Origin of the sequence: Cupriavidus sp. DF5525 (genome assembly GCF_040149425.2) — a bacterium.
In the GTDB taxonomy this organism is placed as follows: domain Bacteria; phylum Pseudomonadota; class Gammaproteobacteria; order Burkholderiales; family Burkholderiaceae; genus Cupriavidus; species Cupriavidus pickettii_A.
On sequence record NZ_CP168266.1, the window covers coordinates 515,816 to 538,886 of the forward strand.

Annotated in this window: 24 protein-coding genes and 1 pseudogene; 14 read left to right on the forward strand and 11 right to left on the reverse strand. The window is 65.7% G+C overall.

Annotation, left to right across the window (positions count from 1 at the left end; genetic code table 11):
• Positions 1–288: 288 nt before the first annotated feature.
• Positions 289–951, reverse strand: coding sequence for a cyclic nucleotide-binding domain-containing protein (locus ABNX08_RS23560; protein WP_022538117.1), 663 nt, complete (start codon positions 949–951; stop codon positions 289–291).
• Between ABNX08_RS23560 and ABNX08_RS23565 the strand changes: the two genes are divergently transcribed.
• A complete protein-coding gene (locus ABNX08_RS23565; RefSeq protein WP_022538118.1) occupies positions 937–1,242 on the forward strand; it encodes a hypothetical protein in 306 nt (101 codons plus the stop codon). The genes ABNX08_RS23560 and ABNX08_RS23565 overlap by 15 nt on opposite strands.
• A gap of 40 nt (positions 1,243–1,282) precedes the next feature.
• Here ABNX08_RS23565 and ABNX08_RS23570 read toward each other — a convergent pair whose 3' ends face one another.
• Entirely contained in the window at positions 1,283–1,702 is a 420-nt protein-coding gene (locus ABNX08_RS23570) for a hypothetical protein (RefSeq protein WP_022538119.1), read from the reverse strand.
• 132 nt (positions 1,703–1,834) lie between these two features.
• A complete protein-coding gene (flhC, locus tag ABNX08_RS23575; RefSeq protein WP_022538120.1) occupies positions 1,835–2,449 on the reverse strand; it encodes a flagellar transcriptional regulator FlhC in 615 nt (204 codons plus the stop codon).
• 352 nt (positions 2,450–2,801) lie between these two features.
• Here flhC and ABNX08_RS23580 point away from each other — a divergent pair, with 352 nt between their 5' ends.
• Both ABNX08_RS23580 and ABNX08_RS23585 read left to right on the forward strand, forming a co-directional pair.
• On the forward strand, positions 2,802–3,014 hold the full coding sequence (locus tag ABNX08_RS23580; RefSeq protein WP_022538121.1) for a hypothetical protein: 213 nt from the start codon (positions 2,802–2,804) through the stop codon (positions 3,012–3,014).
• A gap of 266 nt (positions 3,015–3,280) precedes the next feature.
• Positions 3,281–4,282, forward strand: coding sequence for a BON domain-containing protein (locus tag ABNX08_RS23585; RefSeq protein ID WP_041681727.1), 1,002 nt, complete (start codon positions 3,281–3,283; stop codon positions 4,280–4,282).
• Positions 4,283–4,440: 158 nt separating this feature from the next.
• Here the strand turns inward: ABNX08_RS23585 and ABNX08_RS23590 are convergent, their stop codons facing one another.
• Positions 4,441–4,713 carry a hypothetical protein gene (locus ABNX08_RS23590; RefSeq protein ID WP_022538123.1) on the reverse strand — a complete coding sequence of 91 codons (273 nt, stop codon included), beginning with the start codon at positions 4,711–4,713 and terminating at the stop codon, positions 4,441–4,443.
• A gap of 102 nt (positions 4,714–4,815) precedes the next feature.
• A complete protein-coding gene (locus ABNX08_RS23595) occupies positions 4,816–5,307 on the reverse strand; it encodes a flavodoxin family protein (RefSeq protein WP_022538124.1) in 492 nt (163 codons plus the stop codon).
• Between the two features lie 186 nt (positions 5,308–5,493).
• On the opposite strand from ABNX08_RS23595, the gene ABNX08_RS23600 reads away from it, so the two are divergent.
• Positions 5,494–5,859 carry a DUF2880 domain-containing protein gene (locus ABNX08_RS23600; RefSeq protein WP_022538125.1) on the forward strand — a complete coding sequence of 122 codons (366 nt, stop codon included), beginning with the start codon at positions 5,494–5,496 and terminating at the stop codon, positions 5,857–5,859.
• A 229-nt stretch (positions 5,860–6,088) separates the two neighbouring features.
• Positions 6,089–6,571, forward strand: a complete 483-nt coding sequence (locus ABNX08_RS23605) for a DUF1579 domain-containing protein (RefSeq protein ID WP_022538126.1) — start codon at positions 6,089–6,091, stop codon at positions 6,569–6,571.
• Here ABNX08_RS23605 and ABNX08_RS23610 read toward each other — a convergent pair whose 3' ends face one another.
• From ABNX08_RS23610 to ABNX08_RS23620, 3 genes are all read right to left on the reverse strand, one after another.
• A complete protein-coding gene (locus tag ABNX08_RS23610) occupies positions 6,572–8,836 on the reverse strand; it encodes a VTT domain-containing protein (RefSeq protein WP_022538127.1) in 2,265 nt (754 codons plus the stop codon). It lies immediately after the preceding gene.
• Positions 8,837–9,147: 311 nt separating this feature from the next.
• Positions 9,148–9,459, reverse strand: a complete 312-nt coding sequence (locus ABNX08_RS23615) for a hypothetical protein (RefSeq protein ID WP_041681990.1) — start codon at positions 9,457–9,459, stop codon at positions 9,148–9,150.
• 174 nt (positions 9,460–9,633) lie between these two features.
• Positions 9,634–9,831, reverse strand: a complete 198-nt coding sequence (locus ABNX08_RS23620) for a hypothetical protein (RefSeq protein WP_022538129.1) — start codon at positions 9,829–9,831, stop codon at positions 9,634–9,636.
• A gap of 497 nt (positions 9,832–10,328) precedes the next feature.
• Between ABNX08_RS23620 and ABNX08_RS23625 the strand changes: the two genes are divergently transcribed.
• Positions 10,329–10,472: an entericidin A/B family lipoprotein gene (locus tag ABNX08_RS23625; RefSeq protein WP_022538130.1), complete on the forward strand. Its 144-nt coding sequence runs from the start codon at positions 10,329–10,331 to the stop codon at positions 10,470–10,472.
• 93 nt (positions 10,473–10,565) lie between these two features.
• Here ABNX08_RS23625 and ABNX08_RS23630 read toward each other — a convergent pair whose 3' ends face one another.
• A complete protein-coding gene (locus ABNX08_RS23630) occupies positions 10,566–11,570 on the reverse strand; it encodes an AraC family transcriptional regulator (RefSeq protein WP_022538131.1) in 1,005 nt (334 codons plus the stop codon).
• Between the two features lie 156 nt (positions 11,571–11,726).
• Here ABNX08_RS23630 and ABNX08_RS23635 point away from each other — a divergent pair, with 156 nt between their 5' ends.
• On the forward strand, positions 11,727–12,905 hold the full coding sequence (locus tag ABNX08_RS23635; RefSeq protein WP_022538132.1) for an acyl-CoA dehydrogenase family protein: 1,179 nt from the start codon (positions 11,727–11,729) through the stop codon (positions 12,903–12,905).
• A complete protein-coding gene (locus ABNX08_RS23640) occupies positions 12,902–13,468 on the forward strand; it encodes a flavin reductase family protein (protein WP_022538133.1) in 567 nt (188 codons plus the stop codon). The genes ABNX08_RS23635 and ABNX08_RS23640 overlap by 4 nt, the downstream gene beginning before the upstream one ends.
• Position 13,469: 1 nt before the next feature.
• Here ABNX08_RS23640 and ABNX08_RS23645 read toward each other — a convergent pair whose 3' ends face one another.
• Together ABNX08_RS23645 and ABNX08_RS23650 are read right to left on the reverse strand one after the other, a co-directional pair.
• Positions 13,470–14,339 (reverse strand): DMT family transporter, encoded by an 870-nt coding sequence (locus ABNX08_RS23645; RefSeq protein ID WP_022538134.1) that lies wholly within the window; start codon positions 14,337–14,339, stop codon positions 13,470–13,472.
• 58 nt (positions 14,340–14,397) lie between these two features.
• Complete coding sequence (locus ABNX08_RS23650) at positions 14,398–15,306, reverse strand: 2-hydroxy-3-oxopropionate reductase (protein WP_022538135.1); 909 nt, start codon at positions 15,304–15,306, stop codon at positions 14,398–14,400.
• A 244-nt stretch (positions 15,307–15,550) separates the two neighbouring features.
• Here ABNX08_RS23650 and ABNX08_RS23655 point away from each other — a divergent pair, with 244 nt between their 5' ends.
• From ABNX08_RS23655 to ABNX08_RS23680, 6 genes and pseudogenes are all read left to right on the forward strand, one after another.
• Positions 15,551–16,750, forward strand: coding sequence for a site-specific integrase (locus tag ABNX08_RS23655; protein WP_022538136.1), 1,200 nt, complete (start codon positions 15,551–15,553; stop codon positions 16,748–16,750).
• Positions 16,747–17,847: pseudogene (locus tag ABNX08_RS23660) on the forward strand (YhcG family protein). The gene ABNX08_RS23655 and the pseudogene ABNX08_RS23660 overlap by 4 nt, the downstream one beginning before the upstream one ends.
• A gap of 617 nt (positions 17,848–18,464) precedes the next feature.
• Complete coding sequence (locus tag ABNX08_RS23665; protein WP_022534996.1) at positions 18,465–19,667, forward strand: DNA-binding protein; 1,203 nt, start codon at positions 18,465–18,467, stop codon at positions 19,665–19,667.
• Positions 19,651–19,926, forward strand: coding sequence for an H-NS family nucleoid-associated regulatory protein (locus ABNX08_RS23670; protein WP_022534997.1), 276 nt, complete (start codon positions 19,651–19,653; stop codon positions 19,924–19,926). Before ABNX08_RS23665 ends, ABNX08_RS23670 begins: the two co-directional genes overlap by 17 nt.
• Before the next feature lie 472 nt (positions 19,927–20,398).
• A complete protein-coding gene (locus tag ABNX08_RS23675) occupies positions 20,399–21,169 on the forward strand; it encodes a TrmB family transcriptional regulator (RefSeq protein ID WP_022534998.1) in 771 nt (256 codons plus the stop codon).
• A gap of 246 nt (positions 21,170–21,415) precedes the next feature.
• Positions 21,416–23,062: an MFS transporter gene (locus ABNX08_RS23680; RefSeq protein ID WP_022534999.1), complete on the forward strand. Its 1,647-nt coding sequence runs from the start codon at positions 21,416–21,418 to the stop codon at positions 23,060–23,062.
• Positions 23,063–23,071 lie beyond the last annotated feature (9 nt).

Sequence of the window (23,071 nt, forward strand, 5' to 3'; positions counted from 1 at the left end):
CGGAAACGCCGTGCAATGATAGCGGCTGGTTTCGCGGTCCCGGAATTCCTGCGTGCGGGAATCATCGCGCCCTGCGCGGTGCCGGCGGCCGGGCTGGCGACCGGCGCTGAGCGGGCTGCCGCAGGCACGATGGCGCTGCCCGTGCCACGTTCCCTAGCGCGGAGCCAGCGTGGAGAGCGTTTCAAGGATGGGCGGCGCTGGCTGGGCTGCCGCAATGGCGCAGTGGCCCGCGCGCACCAGCGCTGGCACCGAACGTGAACGGCGGTGGATGCTGCGCAGGGCGTCGGACTACAGCAGCCGGATGCGCCGGTGATGGACCTCGATCATGCCGGCCTCGGCCAGCCGCGAGAACAGCCGGCTGATGGTCTCGAGCTTGAGCCCCAGGTAGCTGCCGATCTCTTCCCGGCTCATGCGCAGCACGAATTCGTTGGCGGCAAAGCCTCGCGCCGACAGCTGCTCGGACAGGCCAAGCAGGAAGGCGACCAGCCGCTCCTGCGCCGTCATCAGGCCGATGGTGGTCATCATGGCGCGATCGTGCTGCGCCTCCTGCGCCAGCGCCAGCACCAGCTGGCGCCGCAGCGAGGGCAGGCGCGGCAGCACCCCCTGCAATGCGCTCACCGGCAGCACGCACAGCTGCGTGTCTTCCAGCGCGGTGGCGCTGGACAGGTGGACCGGTGCGAACACGCTGTCCATCCCCAGGATCTCGCCCTGCAGGTGAAAGCCGACGACCTGCGAACGGCCGTCCTCGGTCGCCACGTGGGACTTGAGCGTGCCCAGCCGCACGGCATAGATCGCCGCGGCGGGATCGCCCATGCGATATGCCATGTCGCCTTTTTTCAGGCGCAGCCGGCGTCGTACCACCGCGTCCAGTGCGGGGAGTTCGGCGGGATCCAGGTCAGCGGGGAGGCAGAAGCGCCCCATGGGGCAGGTGGAGCAATGCTGGTCGGTCATGGCGCATTGGCTTCGGCGCTTGCCAGGCAGCGCGGGGGCGCCCGACGGCCTTCTTGTCAATCTATGTGCCGGCCGCGGTGGGCGGCCGGATTAGCCGGCGCGTGGCCACGCGAAAAACGGGCGCCGGCCGATAGGGTGATGTTCGGCCGGGGGCGCGTGGTGGTCTGTCGTGACGTTGATTATAAAAAGGCCGGCGCGAGGCAGGTCCTTATTATCGTGGCGAAATTTCTCATTCTGATCGCGCGATTTCTGATGATGAATTCGGAGCGCGACGATGGAAAGCTGCTGTGATTATCATGGTGCACATTGATTATGCCCCCGGCCCATGCGCTCAGGTTTTCAGCTCGCCAAGGTAATAATTGATTTCCGCCAGCAGGGTATCGTGGAATTCGCCCGGCAGGGCGCGGTCGTCGGTCAGCGCCAGCAGCTGGTCGATGCGCTGGCGGAAGCGCCGCTCCACACTGGCGCGCGCCGAGGGCGGCAAGCCTGCCGACATCGCGAACAGCAGTTCCCGCATGACCAGCAGCCGGGCGCCGTACTGGACCATGGCGTCGCCCTGCGTCTTGAGGTTGCGCGCGAATTGTTCAGGCGTGGAGGGCGCCGAAGATGGCGCGGCGGGCGGGGCGGGCGGGGCGTGCACGGCCGCGATGGCCGGCCCCGCCGGCTGGACGGCCGGCGCCTGGTCGGCAGGGTTGTCCGGCAGGGGCGTCGCGGCGCCCAGTATTCTGGAAAGCATGTTGATCCTGAACATGGCGGGCTCCCGGGAGCGGGCCGGCCGCCTTGCCGGATGGCGGCGCGGCGGATGGCTGTAGTGGCTGACGCACTCATCATGAAAGCCCGCGTCTGGCGGGACTGTGCGGCAGGAGACAGTTCCACCGGCGCCTCAACCGGCGGCAGCGGCAGGCGCGGCCTTGCGGCCCCTGCCGACACGTGCAGGCGGCATGCACAGCCCGCAGACAAAGCGGCGCCGCAGATCGTGGGCGTGGACGACGTATCTGCCTCCGCAGCAAGTGCAGCGCGCCAGCTTCAGCATGCCGCGCTCGTAGAAGCGGACCAGCGTCCAGGCGCGGGTAAAGCTGAGCTGGGCGGCCTCGCCGGTCACGCAGACCTGTTCGCGGTACATGCGGTAGCCGGCGAGCATTGCGCGGATGCCCTTCAGGCTGCCGTTGCCGGCCATGAAGCGGTAGGCGTTGAGCAGCATCGAAGCATGGGCGTTGGGGCGCCAGGTCACGAACCAGTCGGTCGAGAACGGCAGCATGCCCTTGGGCGGCGAAGCGCCGCACAGTTCCTTGTACAGCCGGATCAGCCGTACTCGCGGCAGGGCGACCTCCGATTCCAGCACCTGCAGGCGGGCGCCGAGGCCGATCATCTCGATCGCCAGCCGGGTCTGTTCCATCTCGTGCAGCACGCTTCCGCTTCTTGTCTCGCTTCTTTCCGCGCTATCGTCATTTCGTTGCTCGGTTCGTCGTGCCATCTGCTCGGTGTTGCGTGCGTCCATCGTGTTCCTGCTGCGAGTTATCGGAAAATCGCGCAGCCGGGATATCCCCGGGCGTGCCTCCAATAATCATGACCCGCCGCGCCATGTTGCGCGGCCCGCTTCATCGAATTCGCGGGGCTGTTCCCGCGTTTCTCGTTGAGCGATGCATTCTATTAATCGATCAGGTGATTGCCATGATATGCATCAAAAGTCGCATCCCCGGAGTATTAATCTCCGTGCAAATTGCCTTTTGCGGGTGTGGCCTTCGCGGATTCGTGTAGGAGGAGCGACCACACGGTTTCGGACAGACCCCGATTTCACCTGTAGGCCCATGCGCTACGCTGCAAGTACACCAACGACTACGGAGTGACCCATGGCTGCGAACTTCCTCATCAGGCAGACGCCCCTAGGCTGGGAACTTACGGTCGAAAGTGCACGCAAGGGCCTGGTCCATTGCGAAGACCGGGACGTCGCCGTCAATATCGGCACGGCCGCGGCCAGGCGGCGCGGCGTCGCGCTGATCGTGCAGGAAGAACATGGCGGCTGCGATACCCCGCGGGGCTTTGCGCGGTCCCTGGCTGCCTGAAGCGACACAAGACCGCGACACACAACACCGGGAACGCCGGCCCTGGGCATGCCGGCTGCCGCATTTCCCCACCCCTTCGCGGACAGCAAGGGATGCCTTTACAACGGCGGGCGCTTTTTACCCATGGCGCCCGCCGTTGTTTTTGTCGTGCATGACAGGCCCTGCCAATGGCCGTGCCGCTCCAGTGGTACGGAACTTGCGCCCGCGGCTACTGGCGTGGCGTAGCCGCGATGGCGGCGCCGTGGTTCCAATCAGCGGAGACAGCGATGCATCCATTCCGTAATGAAGGCGGCGGCTCCTGGTGGCGCGAGGACCGCGACGATGACGATACCCGCCGCAGCGAGCGCGGCGGTCAAGGGCAGGGCCGAGGTCAGGGCCAGGGCCAGCGGCAAGGACCGTTGCAAGGCCAGGGGCGCGGCGATGATCCGCGCGGCTACGGTGAAGGGCGCTACGGCCAGCGCGGTGGCCCGGCCAGCGATTATGGCGAAGGCCGTTATGCAGGCCGCCAGCGGCATGAAAGCGACTTGCGCGAACGGGGATATTACGGCAGCCGCGAGAGCGCAAGCGGCCAGGACCGGGGGCAGCAACGGCGCGAAGACTGGCAGCAGGCCGGCCGCCGCACGCCGTGGGAAGACGATGACACCTTGCGCGGCGGCCAGGCCGCCGGGCAAGGCGCGCAAGGCAGGCAATGGAGCGGCGGTGGCCGCGTCCGCGAACCCGGCAAGCAGGCGCCCGGCGCGCGCGAACTGCGTGCTGGCTCCATGCGGCGCGGCCGCGACCGGATCGGCCCGAAGGGCTATCAACGCAGCGACGAGCGCATCCGCGAAGAAATCTGCGAACGGCTGGCGCATGCACGGCATGTCGATGTACGGGACGTGGAAGTCGCAGTGCAGAGCGGCGTGGTGCGCCTGACCGGCAACGTGCAGGACCGCCGCGAGAAGTACAGCATCGAGGAAATCGCCGACGACGTGTTTGGCGTGCGCGAGATCCACAATGGCCTCAGGCTGGGCTCGCCCGGCGCGTTCGGCGTGTCTGGCATTACAGAAGGCGCGCAGGGCACGCTACAACGCACGCAAGGCTCACAACAAGGCGTGCAAGGCACCACCGGCACCCAGGCCGGTGTCTCCACCCCGGGCCGTGTCAGCGGCGTCAGCAGCTCGGGCAGCGCCACGGGATCCACCGCCAGCAGCTATGGCGCAGGCATGGAAACGGGCAGCGGCGGGCCCGGCAAGGGCCGTGACAGTACTGGCGGGTCCACCCGCATCTGAGTCGCAGCCTCGCCCGTGTGCCGCGGCACAATTTGCCAGCGCGCGGGGAGCATCCCCTTCTCAGCGGGCCGGCAGCAGCTGACGTTGTGCCGCATCGGCCCGCGCCGGAGACGGCGCAGGCCCCTTTTTACCGCTGCGTTGTAAGGTTTAGCGACGCGTCAGCCCACGCGCCGCCAGGTGCGCACGCCCATCCACACTCCCAGCAGCGCTACCAACGTGGTCAGGAGCGCGAGGGCAGCGGTGGCCGCTGGCTCGAGCGAGCCGAGCCAGGCAAAGGCGTCGGTGCGGCGCCACAGCACCCACGCCAGCGTGGCGGTGGCCACGACCAGCGCCGTCTGGGTCAGGGCATCGACAAGCCGCATAGAACCGCGCGCGGTGCCGGCAAGCGGATCGCGCCTGGCTTCTGAGGCAGTGATTTCGGGGTCTTCCATGGTGGATGCCGGTCGGGGGCGACGTTACTTGCCGTGCAAGTCCTGTTCCCGGCAGTGTAGCCCCGCTGCCAGGCAATAGCGCGCCACCCGACGACCGGCTTGTCAAAACACCCCAAGCCCCAACCCGGCCGCCAACCCCTCACCGAGTTCCGCGCACCGTGCAAGATCCTCCGCCCCGATCTGCTTGGGCGCCAGGATGCGCTCCGGCGTCTGCGCATGCGTGCAAACGATCAGGCCAGGTGCCACGCAATTGAGCCGCCACCCCGTGGCAATGCGTTCGATCTGCCGCAACGCATTCTGCCCGTCGCTGCCCGCACAGATCATGGTGGCGTACGGTCGGCCGTTGATGCGGTCGAGCGCCGCGTAGTAGCAGCGGTCGAAGAAGTCCTTCATCATCCCGGCCATTGCGGCCAGGTTTTCCGGCGTGGCGAACAGGTAGCCGTCGGCGGCGAGGACATCGTCGGGGCCGGCTTCGCATGCGCGCTTGAGCACGACACTCACGCCAGTCTGCGTGCGGGCCGCATCCGCGGCGGCCTCCGCCATCTGCCGGGTGCCTCCGGTCATCGTGTGGTAAACGATCAGCAGCGTCTTCATGCTTGCGGGTTTGCGGTGTGCCATACGCTGAGGACTGTATCACGCGGGCCTCGCGCGATTCCCGCCACGACACTGAGGTGTGACGCCGTGGCGGCGAGGGAACTTTTGTTGCGGCGGCGCAGCCTGAAGGGTTTGGCGGCGGCGTTAGAATGTCGCGCTAGTCACTGCCGCCCCCAGGAGCCCAAGATGCAGGTTTTGCCGCTTTCGCCACGTTCCCTGTCCGCCACGCTCGTGCTGATGTTGTCGGCAGCGTCTGCGTCGGCGGCGCTGGCCGCGGGGCAGGACAGCGCGCCCAAGCCGCGCGGCAAGGACGAGGCCCCGGAAGCGCCGGTCGCCTGCATGAAGGCCGTCAAGGCGGCGCTGCCCAATCCCGGCAGCTTCAAGTGGGTCAGCGGCAAGACCCGCAAGGTGGCCGAAGACGCCTACAGCGTGGTGGGCGATGTCGAATACCTGGCGCAGGATGGCGCCGTGCGCAAGGCCAAGGTGCAGTGCGACGTGCTGCGCGCCCCCGGTAACCAGTTCGTGGTGCCCAAGGTCCGGTTGCCGCAGTAATCTCTCCGGCCGCTGCCACCCGCGCGGCTTGTCTCCTCGCTTTATCTCCTCAGCTGGCAATCCTGCTGCGGCCAGCCCGGCCTGGTCAATTGCAATTAAATGTGGACGCTGTCCATCTCCTTTGCTAGGCTATGTGTACAGCATCCACAAATGCACGTCCCAAGGGCCGGCATCGTGCCGCTGCCGCTTGTGGCTGCGATTTGGGGCTGCCATGCCAAGGAGACCGCGAATGAAGACCGAAGCGCAGAAGGAACACCGCTGGCTGCAACGGCTGGTGGGCGACTGGATCGCCGAAGGCGAGGCGTCGATGGGGCCGGACCAGCCGACGCAGAAGTGGGAAATACCCGAGCGCGTCAGCAGCGTCGGCGACGTGTGGGTGCAGTGCGTGGCGCAGGGCGACATGCCAGGCTGCGGGCCGGCCACCACGGTGATGACGCTGGGTTACGATCCCGCGCGCAAGCATTTCGTCGGCACGTTCATCGGCTCGATGATGACCCACCTGTGGGTCTATGAGGGCGACCTCGATGCTAGTGGCGAGCAGCTGACGTTGCGCGCCGAGGGCCCCGATTGCTCCGGCAACGGGCACATGGCGCAGTACCGTGATGTGATTACCTTCAAGGGCGACGACCAGCGCTTGCTGACGTCCTATATGCAGGGCGAGAACGGCGAGTGGACCCAGATCATGTCGGCCAGCTACCGCCGCAGGCGCTAGCTATGTGCGTCCGCCCGCCATGCGGGCGAGGCGCGCCAGCCGCCCTCCGGGCCCGTGCGCAGCGACGTGCGGGGGCGCGCCGCGCGCTTCGGCATGGCGCCGCCGCCGGCGGCGCAACAATAGCAGCAGGGACGCCGGCAATAGCAGCACCAGCGCCAGCAGGCTGAAGGTAAGCAGCCCCGGGTGGCGTGCCGCGGCGGCAACGCGATCGACCAGCGCGGCCGAGATCAGGATGCCCGGTAGCATGCCGAGCGCGGTCCCGACCAGGCAGTCGCGCAGGCTGATGCGCGAGGCGCCCACCACCAGATTGACCAGCGAGAACGGCGCCAGCGGCACCAGCCGCAGCACCACCATCGCCAGCACGCCGTGCTTGCCGAGCTGGTGGCTGACGCGGTTCAGCCGCCTGCCGCCAAAACGGCGCACCGTATTGCGCCCGAGCACGCGCCCGGCCAGGTAGCCGGCGCAGGTGCTCAGCACCGTGCCGCACAGCGCCAGCGCCGCGCCGTAGACGGGTCCGAACACGACCACAGTCACCAGGATCAGCACCGTCACCGGCAGCATCGTTGCCGCACCCGCCAGGTAGACGCCCATCATCGCCAGCGGCGCCAGCGGCATGTCGTCGAGCCGCTCGACCACGGCGAGCAAGGCGCGGAAGTCGGCCCATTCGCGCAGCGGCGTGTAGCGCCACGCAAAGGCCAGCCCGGTCAGTACCAGCGCCAGCGCCACCATCACCCCCACGCGGCCTGCCACGCGCGGGCGGGCCTCGTGGCTGACGAATTCCGCCAGCACCTGGTCGCTGTCGATCGGCTCGATCGGGTCCAGCAGGTGATCCCCGGGCGAGGCGGCGTCGAGATCGTCCGGCAGCGGCGGCTCGTAGTCTTCCAGGGTGCGGCCGTCGGGGCGTTGCAGCGACCGGATTGCCGCGAGCAGGCGGCGCGAGGCGGCGACCTCAGCCTGGAATTCCTCGGGCGCCACGTCCAGGTGTTCGCCCAGCAGCCGCGCGCGCATGGCGGCAATGGCCGTGCGCACGCGCTCGTCGCCGCCCGAAGTCACCACGACGTTGCATTCGGTGTCCAGTCCGAGCGAACGGTTGCTGAGGTTGGACGAGCCGATGGTGAGGAAGTCGTCGTCGATCACCGTCACCTTGCTGTGCACGTTGACGCAATCCGGCATCAGCCCGGGGATCGACGGACAGAACAGGCGGAAGCGCTCATAAGTATCGGCCGCGTGCAGCCGGCGGTACAGGCGCGCGCGCAGCACGCCCATGCTGTGCGCTTCGAGCCAGCCGCTCTCGTTGCGGCGCGACACCAGCACGATGTCCGGGCCGTCTTCGCGCCCGAGCTTCGCCCCCAGCGCCTTGGCGATCTCGCCGGAGCTGAAGTACTGGTTCTCCATGTAGATGCTGTTTCGGGCCGAGGCAATGGCGTCGCGCAGCAGCATGCGGATCTCGCTGACGCCGGGCTCGTCCTCGCAGGCGGGCATGGTGCGCGCGATGCCGACGCTGACATCGGTCAGCTCCGGCGCCAGCGAGGGCGGCCACGGGTCCGACGAGGTCGGCGCGGGCGGGCGCGACCGCTTGCCGGTGGCGCGCAGCCAGCGCGCCGCGGCCAGATCGCCCAGCGCTGCGGCGGCGCCGCCGTCAAGTACGCACTGCACGTCATGGAAGGGCGCATAGGGCTTGCCTTCGGCCATGCGCAGCGGCGCCTTGGGGGCGTGCTGGTTGTCGTCCCAGCGGCGCAGTGTCAGGTCCAGGCCGCCGACAAAGGCCACCTTGTTGTCGAGCACTACCACCTTCTGGTGGTGCGAGGCGCCCGGGGGATGGTTGCCGTCGAGCCGGAACGACAGGTGCCGGTGCGCCTGCCAGTGGGCGCTGGCCGAGGGCAGCCACTCGCGCTCGAGCGCCATCACCATGGCGTAGTCCCAGCTCAGGATGTAGATGCGCAGGCTGGGGCGGCGATCCGCCAGCGCGCACAGGAAGTCGCGCAGGCCGGCGGGCAGGCCGTCGTCGGCGCCCTGCGGCACCAGTTCCATGCGGCTGTCGATGTCCCAGCCCAGGATGAAGATGGTGTGCTCGGCCAGTGGCAGCGCCGCGCGCACCGCGTGGAAGTACGCGTCGCCATCGACCAGCATGGCAAAGCGCTGGCACGGCTCGACGCGCCAGCAATTGTGCCCCGGCTGCAGCGTAAAGCTGGCCGGTTCCTGGACTTCATGCGGTGTGTCCGGCGCAACGCGCGCCGTGGTGCCGGGCGGGTTCTGTTGCCTCATGTCGCACCCTCAGGGAGGTTCAGCCTGAAGCGTCGCGCAAGTTCCGTACCGGAAGCGGCTGTGGAAGGGGCGGGGGCGTCTGGTGCACTTGCAGACGCGGAGAGGCTGCCGGGCCGGAGGGAAAACCCCCCTTGCCCGCTGCGCGTGGGAGTGTCCGGCGCTCGCGCCGCGTGTGTGCGCTTTACCGGCCTTTGTAAGAACGGCACGCCGGCGCGGGGCGCGGGCAGATCCTGCCGAAGGGTGCCGCCGGGTGCGCGAGTGTCAGATGGCGGGCAGCGAACGTCCTGCGCGGGCGCCGGGCGCGGCTGGCGTTACGAGGCATGGCCACGCGGCAGCGCCCGTGGGCGCGCGATGCCCCAGGCGTCGAGCAATGGTTCGAAGTGCGGCGTGCTTTCGCGTGCGGGCGGCGTGACCCGGCACGGCGGCGGCAACGGCCGGCCGGTCAGCACGAGCGGGGTGTCGGCCTGTGCCGGCAGTCCCGGCTCGCCGGCGTAGGCTACGACGCCCATCTGGCGGGCCGATTTCAATGCGCGGGTCAGTTCCGCGGCACTCAGGCGGCTGGCGGCGGCAAGCTGGTGCCGGGGTATAGGCCCCTTGGCTCGCAGGGTGGAAATCAACGCCAGCACGCAATCTCGGGTGGTTCGATTCATGTCGCTGCGTCAGGAAGATGGTGCAGCGGCGGGTGCCCTGACGGGCCGCGCCGCATGCGGGAGCCCATTCTTTCGCAGGGGTCATGTCTTTGCCAACCCGATATGACACTTGTTCACATTTCGGCGTGGACCCGAAATGTCCGCAGGCTAATGCCGCGTTTCGGGGTCGCCGGCAGGAAATCTCCCGTCCGCGAGGTCCTTTGCGGCCAGCATGGTGCCGTGTCTTTGCCACTTGCGCGCCTGCCTCGCCTGGACATCCGCGGCCAGTTCGTGCAGCTCGGCCACCGTGGCCTCGATCGGGTCGGGATAGATGTCCAGCGGGCGATACCTGAGGAACAGGGGCATGGCGGGTCTCGGTGGGTTCTGGATTCAGGATAGTGGCGATCTGCCTTTTTCCAGTATCGGCAGTGGACCCGTGGCTTCGCGGACGCTGCGCGCTTCGTTGATTTCTGTCAACGTAGCATGCGCGACAGCGCGTTGCGAGCGGCAAGGTGTTGTGGCCCGCATAACGGCGGGACGGCGCCGGCCGGCGGCCGGGAGGGGCTTCATCTGACGTACTTGATTTCTATGCGATGCCTCCGCGGGCGGCTATCGGTCGCCGTCCTACAAGCGTTGGCCAGCCAAGGCAACCGGATCGTTCTGCAGAGAGTGTGATGCAACGTTTGGGGCCGGCATGTCGCGCCTTCGGCTGACATCGCGGTAGGACGAATGCCGACTTTTCGGACGGCCGCGCGTTGCTACGATCCAATTGCCGGTTGGGCAAGCAGCTTGCCCGGTCATGCCATCCGATCATTTCCATTCTGGCGGCGCAAGTCGCATCCACACGAAGCAAGGAGATCGTCATGAGAAAGCTATACGCACTGTTTGCACTCGCTGGCGTGCTGCTGGTCACTGGTTGCAACACCATGTCCGGCGCAGGCAAGGATATTGAACGCGGCGGCGAGAAGGTCCAGGGCGCGGCGGAAAGCACCAAGCAGAAGATGTAATTCCCTGCCAAGCCTGCATCGTTCCATAGTGCGGCCCGCGCCACCGGCGCGGGCCGCCTTTATTCGTATTGCGCCAGATCGGGACGAAGGGATTCAGCTCACGGCCGTGACCGGTGCACGCATCTCGTCGGCCCGGCTCCTGCGCCAGCTTGCCGGCGGCAGCCCGAACTCGCGCTTGAAGGCGCGGCTGAACGCGGCCTCGGAGTCGTAGCCGACCGCACCCGCGATCTCGCCGATGGAGCGGTTGCCGCTGCGCAGCTCGGCCGCCGCGGTGCGCAGGCGCCAGTGCGCCAGGTACTGCATCGGTGGCTGTCCCAGCAGGTCGGTAAAGCGCTGCGCCAGCGCCGAGCGCGACAGGCCCACGTTGCCCGCAAGCTCATCCACCGTCCACGGGTACGCCGGGCGCGCATGCATGCGCGACAGCGCACGGCCCACGTAGCGGTCGCGCAGCGCCGCCAGCCAGCCGCTTTCATTGTCTGGCAGCGTGTCGATGCAGCGCCGCACCGCCTGCACGAAGAGCAGTTCCGATAGCTTGGCCAGCACCGTTGCGGTGCCCGCGCGCGGCTCCGCTGCTTCCGACGTGGCAAAGGCAAGCGCCGAGGCCAGCCACGCCGACTCCAGGCCGCTACCCAGGCCCACCTTGAACAGCCGCGGCAACGACGTCAGCAGCGGATTGCCCATGGTGTCGTCAAAACCGAGAAAGCCGCACACCATGCGCGTGGTTTCGCCGCCGCCGCCGTACGACACGCGCATGACTTCGCCGGGGCTGTTGCGCAACATGTCGGATACCAGCGGCGCGGACGGTATCGCCTGCAGGCGCAGGTCGCTGCCCAGCACGTGCGGTTCGCCCTGCGGCACCACCAGCAGCTCGCCGGTTTCCACGCGCAGGTCGGGGCCGCTGCCGTCGACCAGGCGGGCCCAGCAGACGCCTTCGGTAATCAGGTGATAGGAGACCACGCGGTCGGTGCCGGGCAGGAAGGCGCTGCGCAATTCAGCATCCGCTTCAGAGACCAGGCACCACGGCGACTTGAACTCGCCGTTGAGGAAGACGGCGCCGCTCAACTGCACGGCGCGCAAGAGGTCGGACAGGGCATCCATGGTCACATTCCTCCAGATCCGGTGTTTCGCGCAAGAAAGCCGGACGCCCGATCATACGGGCCAGGGGACCGGGCTCCGATACTAGCACCGTGCTACCTGCCGGACAACGTAGACAACTGCGCGGGGGCACGTATCAGACCAGCAGGAGACAACACCATGGAAACACTATCCGCCCCCGATGCCAGCGCAGGTGCGCAGGCCGACTGGCTCGCCCTTGCCGCGGCACTGGGCCGCACCTTCGACGCACGCGCGCCCGAGATCGACGCCAGCGGGCAGTTCGTCAGCGCTAATTACGACGACCTGCGCGCGCACCGCTTCTTTGCCGCCGCGGTGCCGCAGGAACTGGGCGGAGGCGGGCTCTCGCACCGCGAACTCGGCGCCGTGCTGCGCGAGCTGGGCAAGTACTGCGGCTCGACCGCACTAGCCTTTGCCATGCATACCCATCCGGTGGCCACGGCGGCCTGGCGCTGGCGCAACCAGAAGGCGCCGGTCGAAGGCCTGCTCAAGCGCGTCGCGGGCGAGCAGATGGTGCTGCTGGGCAGCGGCGGTTCGGACTGGCTGCAAGGCAGCGGCAAGGCCACGCGCGTCGACGGCGGCTATCGCGTGGACGGGCGCAAGATCTTCGCCAGCGGCGCGCCGGTGGCAGACCTGTTCATGACGTGCGCGGTCTATGACGATCCGGAAAGCGGCCCCACGGTGCTGCATTTCGCGCTGCCGATGAAGACGCCGGGTGTGCAGGTCATGTCGAACTGGCACACGCTGGGCATGCGCGGTACCGGCTCGCACGACGTGCAGCTCGAAGGCGTGCTGGTGCCCGACACCGCCATCGCTGCGCGCCGTCCACAAGGCGTGTGGCACCCGATGATGCATACGGTGGCGATGATCGCGCTGCCGCTGATCTATTCGGTCTACGTCGGCATTGCCGAAGCCGCGCGCGATATCGCGCTGCAGCTCGCGCGGCAGCGGCGCCTGAATGCGCATGCCGTGGAAGCGGCCGGCCGTCTCTGCAACGAAGCCGAGGCCGCGGGCATGGCGCTGAATGCGATGTTCGACGCAGCCTCGGGCCAGGCGCCCGGCGCGGTCACCACCAACCGCATCATGTGCGGGCGCACGCTGGCCGCGCGCGCGGTGCTGGCCAGCGTGGAAGCCGCGATGGACCTGGCAGGCGGCGCGGGCTTCTATCGCGATGCCGGGCTGGAGCGGCGCTTCCGCGATGCGCAGGGTGCGCGCTTCCACCCGCTGCAAGCCAGCGCGCAGCAGGAATACGCCGGCCGCATGGCCTTGGGCCTGGATCTCGACGCGCCGACCGGCGAGGTGCGGCAGGCCGCGCAATGATGCCCGCGCTCGCACCGCTGCCGTTCGCCACCGAGGCCTGCAACGACAGCGGCTATGACGACGAGGCCTGCAGCATCGGCCACGACGAAGCGGCCCGGCGCGCGCTGCGCGCTGCGCTGGGCCAGTTCGCCACCGGCGTCACGGTGGTGACCGCCGCCGGCGCTGACGGCCAGCCCGTCGGCGTCACGATCAACGCGTTCACCTCCGTGTCGCTGGCGCCGCCGTTGCTGCTGTGGTGCCTGGCGCGCGCTTCCGCCAGCCTGCCCGCGCTGCGTGCGGCGCCGTGCCATGCGATCAACGTGCTGGCCGGCGGCCAGCAGGCGCTGTGCCGCCGCTTTGCCGCGCGCGGCGTCGACCGCTTTGCCGGGGTCGACTGCCGCCCGGGGCCGTGCGGCAGCGTGCTGATCGCGGGCGCGCTGGCGACCTTTATCTGCACGCATCGCTCGGTGCGCGCGGTAGGCGACCATGTGGTGTTCGTGGTGGAGGTGGTGGCCTACGCCTCGGCGCCGGGCGCGCCGCTGGTGTTCCACGGTGGCGCGTTTGCCGCCGTCGACGCGCAGTAGCTCAGGCGCGTTCGGTCCGCTTGCCTGCGATCACCAGTGCAATGCCACCGAGCACGGCGGCCGCGCTCAGCGCCAGCCGGAAGGTGAGCGCCTCGTCCAGCAGCGCGATGCCGCCCACTGCGGTAATGACCGGCACGCTCAGCTGCACGGTCGCGGCAGTGGCGGCGCGCAGCTGCGGCACCACCGCATACCAGACCACGTAGCCAAGACCCGAGGTGATCGCGCCGGACAACAGCGCATAGCGGAGCCCGGTGCCGTCCAGCGAGCGCTCGGCCTGCATCACCGCGCCCAGCGCCAGCGCCATCGGCACGGCCCGCACGAAGTTGCCCGCGGTCGTCGAGACCGGATCGGCGGCACGCCTGCCGTGCAGCGAATAGATGCCCCACGCGATGCCCGCGGCGATCATCATTAGCGACGAATGCAGCGGCGGCGTAGCCAGGCCGGGGAGCATCAGCCAGACCAGGCCGGTCAGCGCCAGCGCCAGGCCGATCCACTGGCGCGCGCGCAGCGGCTCGCCAGCGTAGAGGCCATAGCCGGTCATGGTGGCCTGCACCGACCCAAACAGCAGCAGCGCGCCGGTGCCCGCGCTCAACCGCATATAGGCGAACGAAAAGGCCGCGGCATAGCAGAACAGCGCCAGCGCGGACAACCAGTTGCCGCTCAGCGCGCCATCGCGCCCGCTTGAGCGCTCGCGCTGCCGCCGCGCCATCACGATGACCCACAGCACCACCGCCGCGGCCGCCACGCGCGCAATCGTGAAACTGGCCGCGTCGATGGTGGTGCCCTTGAGCGCGAGCCGGCACAGCAGCGAATTTCCGGCAAAGGCCAGCAGGGCCAGCGTCGTCAGCAGGGCGGTGCGGGCGCGCGGCATGCGTGGCGGGTTGGCTGGAGGCTGCGTTGGTGCCTGTGTCCGATGTCTTGCACCAGCTTCAGTCCGCCGCCGCGGTGTCGCCGATGGCGAACGAGGACAAGTGCTCGATCGCCCTGACCAGGCCCGAGTGGTCCCATCCGGCGCCGCCCAGTCCGTCGCAGACATTGAACAGCTGCTGGCACGACGCCGTGTTGGGCAGCCCCACGCCGAGCTGGCGCGCGGTGGACAGCGCCAGTTCCAGGTCCTTCTGGTGCAGCGCGATGCGGAAGCCCGGGTCGAAGGTGCGCTTGATCATTCGTTCGCCATGCACTTCCAGGATGCGCGAGCTGGCAAAGCCGCCCATCAGCGCCTCGCGCACGCGCGCCGGATCGGCGCCGGCGCGCGCGGCCAGCACCAGCGCCTCGCTGACGGCCTCGATGGTCAGTGCCACGATTATCTGATTGGCGACCTTGGCGACCTGGCCCGCACCGGCTTCGCCCACGCGCGTGATGTTCTTGCCCATCAGCTGCAGCAGCGGCAGCACGCGGTCGAACACTTCCTGCTTGCCGCCCACCATGATCGACAGCGTAGCGGCCTTGGCGCCGACCTCGCCGCCGGAGACCGGCGCGTCGATGTAGTCGACGCCAAGCACCTCGATACAGCGTGCGAACTCGCGCGTTGCGATCGGCGAGATCGAACTCATGTCGATCACCGTGACGCCGCCGGGCGTGTCGGCAAGGCCGTCGGCCACGCCCTCCTTGCCGAACAGCACCTGCTCCACGTCAGGCGTGTCGGGAAGCATCAGGATGATGGTTTCCGACTGCCGCGCCACTTCCTCGGCATTGGCGCAGGCCTTCACGCCCGCATTGAGCAGGTCCTGCGGCACGCCGCTGCGCTTATAGGCGAACACGGTATGCCCGCCGTCGACAATGTGCTGCGCCATGGGCTTGCCCATCACGCCAAGTCCGATAAAGCCGATCTTGCTCATGTCCGTGTCCTCGGTGGTTACCTGTGGGCTGCCGCGTGGTGCGGCGGGGCATAACTGATGATAGTCAGTCACAGCGTATGCTCTGCACCGGCGGGCCTCTTGGCTTGGATACAGCTTGCTGTGGCGGGTTTTCCGCAAATCCAACGCCTTGGATCATATCGCGGTGCGCGATGCAAATCGCCCCGATTCTCTTTCGCTTGGCTCCTGGCCGGCCCCTGGAATCTGGGCCTCTCAGGAGCACCACATGACTAAGATCAAGCTGACCAAGAGCGTTGTTGATGCTGCAAAGGCACAGACCAGCGACGTCGAACTCCGGGATACGATCGTTCCGGGCTTCATATGCAAGGTAACACCAACCGGCCGCAAAGTGTTCATGCTTCAGTACCGCACGAACTCGGGTATGCGGCGTAAGCCGGCGCTCGGCCAGTTCGGCGAGCTGACCGTCGAACTGGCGCGGTCGCTGGCCCCGGACTGGCTAGCCGAAGTCCGGCGCGGCGGCGACCCTGGACATGACAAGGCCAAAGCCCGCAAGGCGCCTACCGTCAATGAGCTCTGCCTCCGGTTCATGGAGGACCACTCCAAGCTACACAACAAGCCAAGCACGCGGCGCTCGTATCAGCACCAGATCGACTGCTTTGTCATCCCGGCCTTCGGCAGCAAAAAAGTCCACGAGGTCACACGGCAGGACATCACCACGCTGATGAAGCGTATGGAAAAGTCACCCATCCAAGCCAATCGGACGCTGGCATGCATCTGCAAAATGTTCAACCTGGCCAAGGTGTGGGGTTACCGGCCCGACGGCTCCAACCCTTGCCGTCACGTGCCTAAGTACCCGGAGAATGGCACGACCCGCCTCATCACCGATGAGCAGATGGTCAAGCTGTTCGCATATCTGGACAAAGCCGAGGCGGAGGGGCTGGAGCATTCGATCCACCTGCTTGCCGTCCGGCTGCAATTCGAGTTCGCGGCGCGGATGTCGGAGGTCCGGCTTTTGCAGTGGGATTGGCTCGATCTGTCCAACGGCCGGGTGGTGTGGCCGGACAGCAAGACGGGCGGTATGTCCAAGCCCTTGAGCGAGGAGGCCCATCGGCTTCTGTCGAACGCGCCGCGCTACGGCGATTCACCCTATGTCTGTCCCGCCATCCTTGATCACAGCAGGCCGCTCAGTCCGGCATCCTACTACCACGCATGGCTGCGCATCCTCGAGCGCGCCGGCGTTCCGAAGGTCGGCACCCACGGCATCCGCCACCGCGCTGCCACGGATATCGCCAACTCCGGCATCCCGGTCAAGGTCGGCATGGCGCTGACAGCGCACAAGACCTTGGCGATGTTCATGCGTTACGTCCACACGGAAGACGATCCCGTGCGCCAGGCTGCGGAACTGGTGGCGAGCCGGCGCAAGATGATCACTGGAGCGCGGCAGGCCGAAGGAGTGACGAAATGAAGCGGCGCAAGATAGCCGGTCCGTCGCCTGCAGCACCGTCGGCCCTGCTGGGCGACATCCGGGCATTGATCGAGGCAGCGCGGCAGCGCGCCGCCTCGGCGGTGAACAGCGAGCTGACGATCCTTTACTGGCGTGTCGGCCACCGCATTCATACGCAGGTTTTGGAGGGTCGGCGGGCTGACTACGGCGAGGAAGTGCTGGCCACACTGGCGGCCCAGTTGGTAAGGGACTACGGCAGCAGCTTCGCCGAGAAGAACCTGCGCCGCATGGTGCAGTTCGCCACAACCTTCCCAGACGAGCAGATTGTCGTATCTCTGATACGACAATTGAGCTGGACGCACTTCATCGCCCTAATCCCGCTGAGAGACCCGCGCCAGCGGGATTACTACGCGCAGATGGCCAGTGCTGAACGGTGGAGCGTGCGGACGCTGCGAGAGCGCATCGACTCGATGCTGTACGAGCGCACGGCATTATCCAGAAAGCCGGAAGAGTTGATAGCGCAGGAGCTGGCAACGATGCGCGATGCGCGGCGAATGTCGCCCAGCCTCGTCATGCGCGACCCATACATCCTCGACTTCCTGGGGCTTCGAGACGCCTGGCAGGAGGGCGATCTGGAGGCAGCGATCGTCCGCGAAATGGAGTCCTTCCTGCTGGAACTAGGCGTGGGCTTCACCTTCGTTGCCCGCCAGAAGCGCATCCAGTTGGATGGCGACGACTTCTACCTCGACTTGCTCTTCTACAATCGGAAGCTGCGGCGGCTGGTGGCGGTCGAACTGAAGGTCGGCGAGTTCAAGGCGGCGTACAAGGGCCAGATGGAGCTATAGCTGCGCTGGCTCGATAGGAATGAGCGGGAACCGGAGGAGGCCTCGCCGCTGGGCATCATCCTTTGCACTGGCAAGAAATCCGAGCAGATTGAGTTGCTCGAGCTGAACAAGTCGGGCATCCATGTGGCCGAGTACCTGGCCACCTTGCCGCCGCGCGAGTTGTTGGCCGAGCGGCTACAGCAAGCGGCCGCGCGTGCACGGTTGCAGATCGAACAGCGCGGCGATGATCAGGAGAAGCACCGACCAGAGGGGGCGTATTCAAATGAACCATAGATTGCTGGCAGCAGCTGACGGGCCCACTCCGGCGCGTAATATTGGCTAGTCTTCGTCTCGCGGCAAGTGACTGCACATCGCGAATTGGTTCCGCTCGGAGAATCTTTCAGCCGTCGGCCAAAATCCGTGGGCAGGAATAGCATAGATCGCGCACATACGTGGATTGAAAACTATTGAAGCTTGCACGGTAGTCATCCCATGAAAATCCAAGTGAAGTGGGTGGTGCGCTACCATTAATCGCTGATATATTACTTATACCGTTTACTGCGCAATTAACGTTGGACGTTGCCTTTTATTTCTTTAGGGTTATTCGTTCTCCGAGGTCCGCCGAGAATCGGATATTCTCGCATGCATTCGCCAAAGGAACGGAAAATCATCGGTAAGGTAGCGCGCAGAGATCCCAAGCTTGTCAGCAGAATAGCCAATCAAGCCATCGTCGACGATAACTACAGGTCCTTGCGCCGATTTGAACTGGCCTAGATCTCGGCATTTGAAAAATAGTCCTAACACCAAATTATTGAAATAAGCGCAGTTATGTCTAAAGTATGCGGCCTAGAATTGGCTTTGCTACGTATTACGGTGTAATATTTATCATAACTTTTCTGTCTTTAATCCCCATGGCCGCTGCCGACCTGGATCTGACCGACGCCGCGCTGCAAACCGACCTGGCCGAGCTGCGCAGCCGCTTTCCCGAGACCCGCGCGCTGTACCGCGAGGTCTGCGGCCTGCTGTTCTTCCGCTACGGCGTCACGCCCACCGCCAACAAGCTCTACAGCCTGGTGCGCAAGGGCAGCATGGGCACGCCCGCCGAGGTGCTGCAGGGGTTCTGGCAGGAACTGCGCGGGCGCACCCGCGTAACCATCGACCATCCCGACTTGCCGGAGGCGTTGAAGGACATCGCGGCCGGGGCGGTGCAGACCATCTGGCAGGCCGCCAACGAGGCCGCCACCGGCGAGCTGGCCACGCTGCGCGCCGAGGCCCGCCATGCTGTGAGCGTCGCCGAGGCCGAGCGCGACGCGGCGCGGACCGAGACCGCGGGCGCGCGGGAGGAGGCGGCGGCCCTCGCGGCGCAGCTGGCCGAAGCGCGCGCGGCGCACGACGCGGTGCAGGCGGCGCTGGCGGCGGAGCGGCAGGTCCACGCCGCGACCCAGGCCAAGTTGGAAGCGGGGCGGGCGGAGCTGGACGCCGCCGGGCGGCAACTGGCGGAGTTGCGCACCCAATTCTCGACCGAGCTCGAGCGTGCCCGGGAGCAGGTGACCCTCGCCCAGGAACGGGCCGAGGCCAGCGAGCGGCGCGCCTTACGCGAACTGGACGCGGAGCGCACCGCGCGCCAGCAGAGCGAGCGCACGGCCGAAGCGTTGCGCGGCGAACTGGTGGCGGCGCGTAGCGAGGCCCGCGACGCGGCGGTGGCGCAGGCCGAGGTCCGCGCCCGGCTTGAAGCGCAGGCCGCCGCGCTCGCCGATCGGCTCGCCGGCGCCGAGCAGGCGCAGCGCAAAGCGGCGCACGACCTGGACGCGGTGCAGGCAGAGTTGGGCGCGGCGCAGCGCCGGGCCGAACGGGCCGAGGCCGAAGCGGCGCTGGCGCGCCAGCTGCTGGCAGAATTGCGGATGGGGCCGCCCGAGCGAGAGGGTGGTGGGCGGCGGCGCAAGGCCGGGAGCCCGGCGCCGACCGGGCAGGCGGCGCCAGGCGCAAAACAGGACCAACAGCTGGACGAACAGCAAGACGACAAGCAGGGCGCGCCAGCCGCCGCCTTGAACCCGGATGACGGCAGCGACAGCAGTGACGACAGCAACGACAGCACCAATGACAGAAATCAATGAGCGGGCGGCGGCGATCCGCTGGATCCAGGCGGAGATGGCCGACTACGGGCTGACCATGGAGGAGCTGGCAGCGGCGGGGTGCTTCGATCCGCCGCCTCCTCCGCCACCGCCCCCACCGCCACCCGCACCCGCGCCACCGCCCGTGGTCTGCTACCGCAACGCCGCGGGGCAGAGTTGGGACGGGCAGGGCGACATGCCCGACTGGCTGCGGCGGGCGGTCAATGCGGGGCAGAGCGTGGAGTTTTACCGGGTTGGATAGAAGTGCGCGCAGGCTGTTCCGGCCTATTTCGGAGTGGCTTTCTTTGTGATAGCGGACTCCCTTTCTTGATCAGGGCCCTAACGGACTTGCGGCATGGAGAACGGACGATGCTTAAGATTACTCGTATTCGCCGGTCATTCTCGGAGGGAATTCGTACTTTACGTGCGAAATCGCGGCGGTACTGATCGAAAGGATCCTTCGTGACCCAAAAGCCTTATGGCAAGCCGCATCCAGAGCGGCCACCGGCAGATTGCGCATGCAAAGCACGAGGACTCTCTTCGAGTAGTGCGACGTTATTCGACAGCAGCGTGCGCGGCGGCCTTCCTAAGGCTAACGGGGCGCAATGCAAGCTGCTTTGTGCTGGTCAACGGAAGAACAATGCAATGCACGCTGGAGTTGTGAAGCCCTTGGACCAGCAAAGCGTGTATGGGACGGCGGCCGGTGGCAGTCCCCCTTTAAAAGTGAGCAAAGTATGGTGGAATCCGAACTGGAGCGCGCCCTAGCGCAACTTGGCATCGAGGGAAATCGCGCTCGATTTTATCTGGCAGCCCTAGAGTTAGGTGAGGCCACGATAGCAGATGTATCTCACCACGCGGGTATTGCGCGCACCAATGCCTACGAGGTCATGCAGCGTTTAGTCTCTGAGGGCCTAATTTCCCGCATTGAGCGAAAGAGCAAGGTGTTTGTTCAAGCTCAAGATCCGTTCGTAATCTTGCGCCGAATCGAGCAGCAACGACAAATAGCGGCTGACATTGTCCCGCAGCTACGAATGCTCCATCACCAAGCCGGACATAAACCGCGTGTTCGATACTTTGAAGGGCTAGAAGGCATTACGGAAGTGCTGTACGACACGCTTTCATGCCGAAGCGGAGAGTTGCGCGGCATTTTGGCCATGGCGGAGTTGATGGAGACACCAGGACTAGATGTCATGAACCGCTACATTGCAGCTCGCACGAAAGCGGAAATCCGGTTGCGCGTAATCCGATCCGAGAGTCGAGAAACCGCGGCGATTTGGCCGGCTTCACGCGCGGAGCGCCGTGAATTGCGGTATGCGCCGACGGGGCTTGACCTCGGCATGACTTCATATATCTACGACGACAAAGTGGCCTACATTTCCTCCCGTCGTGAGCACTTTGCACTATGTATCGAAAGTGCGGAATTCGCTGCTTTTCAAGCCGCGCTGTTCGATGGATTGTGGATGATATCGAGAGAGGTCAACAGTGACACGCACGGAGCCGCGTGATCAGACTGCTTTCAGGTTGTGCTGCAAAAGAGCGGTAGCGATGGCCGTATGCGAGGAGATGCCTGCTAACTGGGCATGAAGGATGCGAGTTTCGTATGCCGTCGTAGTACACAAAATATCTATGTAAAACAATAACTTAGGCAATTACCTAGACATTTTTTCTGGTTTGTTTTGACGGAGCTGTTCCCGCCTCCTAGCATCCGCTTACTCGGATCGCAATTGTGAGTGATCCATTGAGGAGGGAACGTGAACCACAGACCAGACTTATCCAATCAAACCAAGAAGCACGAACGACTCGTCATCGTCGGATCAACACTCGGCACGTTGTTCGAGTGGTACGACTTTTTCCTTTACGGCGCGGTTGCGTCGGTCTTTTCCAAGCAGTTCTTCGCACCACTGTCGCCGTCGAGCGCTTACCTGTTTGCCCTTATTGCATTCGGAGTGGGCTTTGCTGTTCGCCCGCTCGGAGCATTGCTGTTCGGTCGACTTGGTGACCTCGTGGGACGCAAGTACACCTTCCTGATGACCATCATTTTGATGGGTGGCGCCACGTTCTGCGTAGGCCTGTTGCCGACCTACGCGCAGGCGGGCATCTGGGCGCCAATACTCTTATTGGCCCTTCGTGTTTTGCAGGGGCTTGGCCTCGGTGGTGAGTACGGCGGTGCGGCGATCTATGTTGCGGAACATGCTAGTCCAGGTAAGAAGGGGCGCAATACCAGCTGGATCCAGATGACCGGCGCTGGCGGTACGATTCTCGCGCTTGCTGTTGTGTTTGCATGCAGGTCGTATTTCGGCGATGAATTCGAAGAGTGGGCATGGCGTATCCCGTTCCTTCTTTCGGCGCTGATGCTGGCAGTCTCGATCTACATTCGGACGGTCCTGCATGAGTCGCCCGTGTATGAACGGATGAAGGCAGAAGGCAAGACTTCGAAGCGTCCCATCAAGGAAACTTTCGGCAGTTGGGCCAATGTAAAGGCGATGCTGATCGCGCTGTTTGGTCTCGTCATGGGAGTCACGACTGTCCTCTACACTGGGCAAACCTATTCGTTCTTCTTCATGATGGAGACACTTCGTCTTGACATTGGCACGGCAAGCTTCCTGAATGTGACGTCGCTGGTGCTCGTTTTGCCCATGATGTGGATCGCGGCCGCGGTGTCGGACAAAATTGGACGGAAGAAAGTCATCCTCACGGGTTGTCTGCTCGCCTCCCTGACACTGTTTCCTATTTTCCGGGGCATCACCCATTACGCAAATCCAGGGCTAGAAGCGGCGACGCAGAACCATCCAGTCACGGTGTACGCCGCAGCGTCGACTTGCAGTTTCCAGATCGACCTGCTCGGGAAGAATCCCCCAACGACCGAGTGCGACAAGATCAAAGCAATGTTGGCTAAATCGGGCGTCCCGTATACGAATGTTGAATCTGCTGCGGAGCGACCTACCGTGACGATTGGCACTACATCAATTGTCGGCTTTGATGGTGCGGCTATGCACGGAGCCCTGGAGCGAGCTGGCTATGCGCACCGTGCTGATCCGGCGCAGGTGAACCGCCCAATGGTGATCTTGCTGTTGGTAGTCCTGTGCGCCTACTTTGCTATGGTCTATGCCCCACTGGCAGCCGCTCTCGTGGAGATGTTCCCGGCGCGTGTGAGATACACCGCTCTCTCATTTCCATATCACGTAGGCAATGGCATATTCGGCGGTTTCTTTCCCGCAATGGCATTTGCAATGGTCACTGCGACTGGTGACATCTACTTCGGACTTTGGTACCCAGTGGTATTTGCAGCGCTGACATTTGTCATTGGAGCGTTGTTCCTGAGGGAACAGCCCGAACAGGAAGTGCCTGATGTTCCCGTTCCGGTCACCCAAATCGAAAGCCGTGGCTATCCCAACTGAGGATTCTTT

Excerpts from the sequence above, each read along its gene's own strand:
- ABNX08_RS23640 (WP_022538133.1), top strand. The coding sequence starts at position 12,902 with ATGATGCCCGCGCTCGCACCGCTGCCGTTCGCCACCGAGGCCTGCAAC.
- ABNX08_RS23610 (WP_022538127.1), bottom strand. The coding sequence starts at position 8,836 with ATGAGGCAACAGAACCCGCCCGGCACCACGGCGCGCGTTGCGCCGGAC.
- ABNX08_RS23630 (WP_022538131.1), bottom strand. The coding sequence starts at position 11,570 with ATGGATGCCCTGTCCGACCTCTTGCGCGCCGTGCAGTTGAGCGGCGCC.
- ABNX08_RS23590 (WP_022538123.1), bottom strand. The coding sequence starts at position 4,713 with ATGGAAGACCCCGAAATCACTGCCTCAGAAGCCAGGCGCGATCCGCTT.
- ABNX08_RS23600 (WP_022538125.1), top strand. The coding sequence starts at position 5,494 with ATGCAGGTTTTGCCGCTTTCGCCACGTTCCCTGTCCGCCACGCTCGTG.
- ABNX08_RS23625 (WP_022538130.1), top strand. The coding sequence starts at position 10,329 with ATGAGAAAGCTATACGCACTGTTTGCACTCGCTGGCGTGCTGCTGGTC.
- ABNX08_RS23560 (WP_022538117.1), bottom strand. The coding sequence starts at position 951 with ATGACCGACCAGCATTGCTCCACCTGCCCCATGGGGCGCTTCTGCCTC.
- ABNX08_RS23605 (WP_022538126.1), top strand. The coding sequence starts at position 6,089 with ATGAAGACCGAAGCGCAGAAGGAACACCGCTGGCTGCAACGGCTGGTG.
- ABNX08_RS23580 (WP_022538121.1), top strand. The coding sequence starts at position 2,802 with ATGGCTGCGAACTTCCTCATCAGGCAGACGCCCCTAGGCTGGGAACTT.
- ABNX08_RS23650 (WP_022538135.1), bottom strand. The coding sequence starts at position 15,306 with ATGAGCAAGATCGGCTTTATCGGACTTGGCGTGATGGGCAAGCCCATG.
- ABNX08_RS23665 (WP_022534996.1), top strand. The coding sequence starts at position 18,465 with ATGGCCGCTGCCGACCTGGATCTGACCGACGCCGCGCTGCAAACCGAC.
- ABNX08_RS23675 (WP_022534998.1), top strand. The coding sequence starts at position 20,399 with ATGGTGGAATCCGAACTGGAGCGCGCCCTAGCGCAACTTGGCATCGAG.
- ABNX08_RS23585 (WP_041681727.1), top strand. The coding sequence starts at position 3,281 with ATGCATCCATTCCGTAATGAAGGCGGCGGCTCCTGGTGGCGCGAGGAC.
- ABNX08_RS23620 (WP_022538129.1), bottom strand. The coding sequence starts at position 9,831 with ATGCCCCTGTTCCTCAGGTATCGCCCGCTGGACATCTATCCCGACCCG.
- ABNX08_RS23595 (WP_022538124.1), bottom strand. The coding sequence starts at position 5,307 with ATGAAGACGCTGCTGATCGTTTACCACACGATGACCGGAGGCACCCGG.
- ABNX08_RS23565 (WP_022538118.1), top strand. The coding sequence starts at position 937 with ATGCTGGTCGGTCATGGCGCATTGGCTTCGGCGCTTGCCAGGCAGCGC.
- flhC (WP_022538120.1), bottom strand. The coding sequence starts at position 2,449 with ATGGACGCACGCAACACCGAGCAGATGGCACGACGAACCGAGCAACGA.
- ABNX08_RS23670 (WP_022534997.1), top strand. The coding sequence starts at position 19,651 with ATGACAGAAATCAATGAGCGGGCGGCGGCGATCCGCTGGATCCAGGCG.
- ABNX08_RS23635 (WP_022538132.1), top strand. The coding sequence starts at position 11,727 with ATGGAAACACTATCCGCCCCCGATGCCAGCGCAGGTGCGCAGGCCGAC.
- ABNX08_RS23570 (WP_022538119.1), bottom strand. The coding sequence starts at position 1,702 with ATGTTCAGGATCAACATGCTTTCCAGAATACTGGGCGCCGCGACGCCC.
- ABNX08_RS23645 (WP_022538134.1), bottom strand. The coding sequence starts at position 14,339 with ATGCCGCGCGCCCGCACCGCCCTGCTGACGACGCTGGCCCTGCTGGCC.
- ABNX08_RS23655 (WP_022538136.1), top strand. The coding sequence starts at position 15,551 with ATGACTAAGATCAAGCTGACCAAGAGCGTTGTTGATGCTGCAAAGGCA.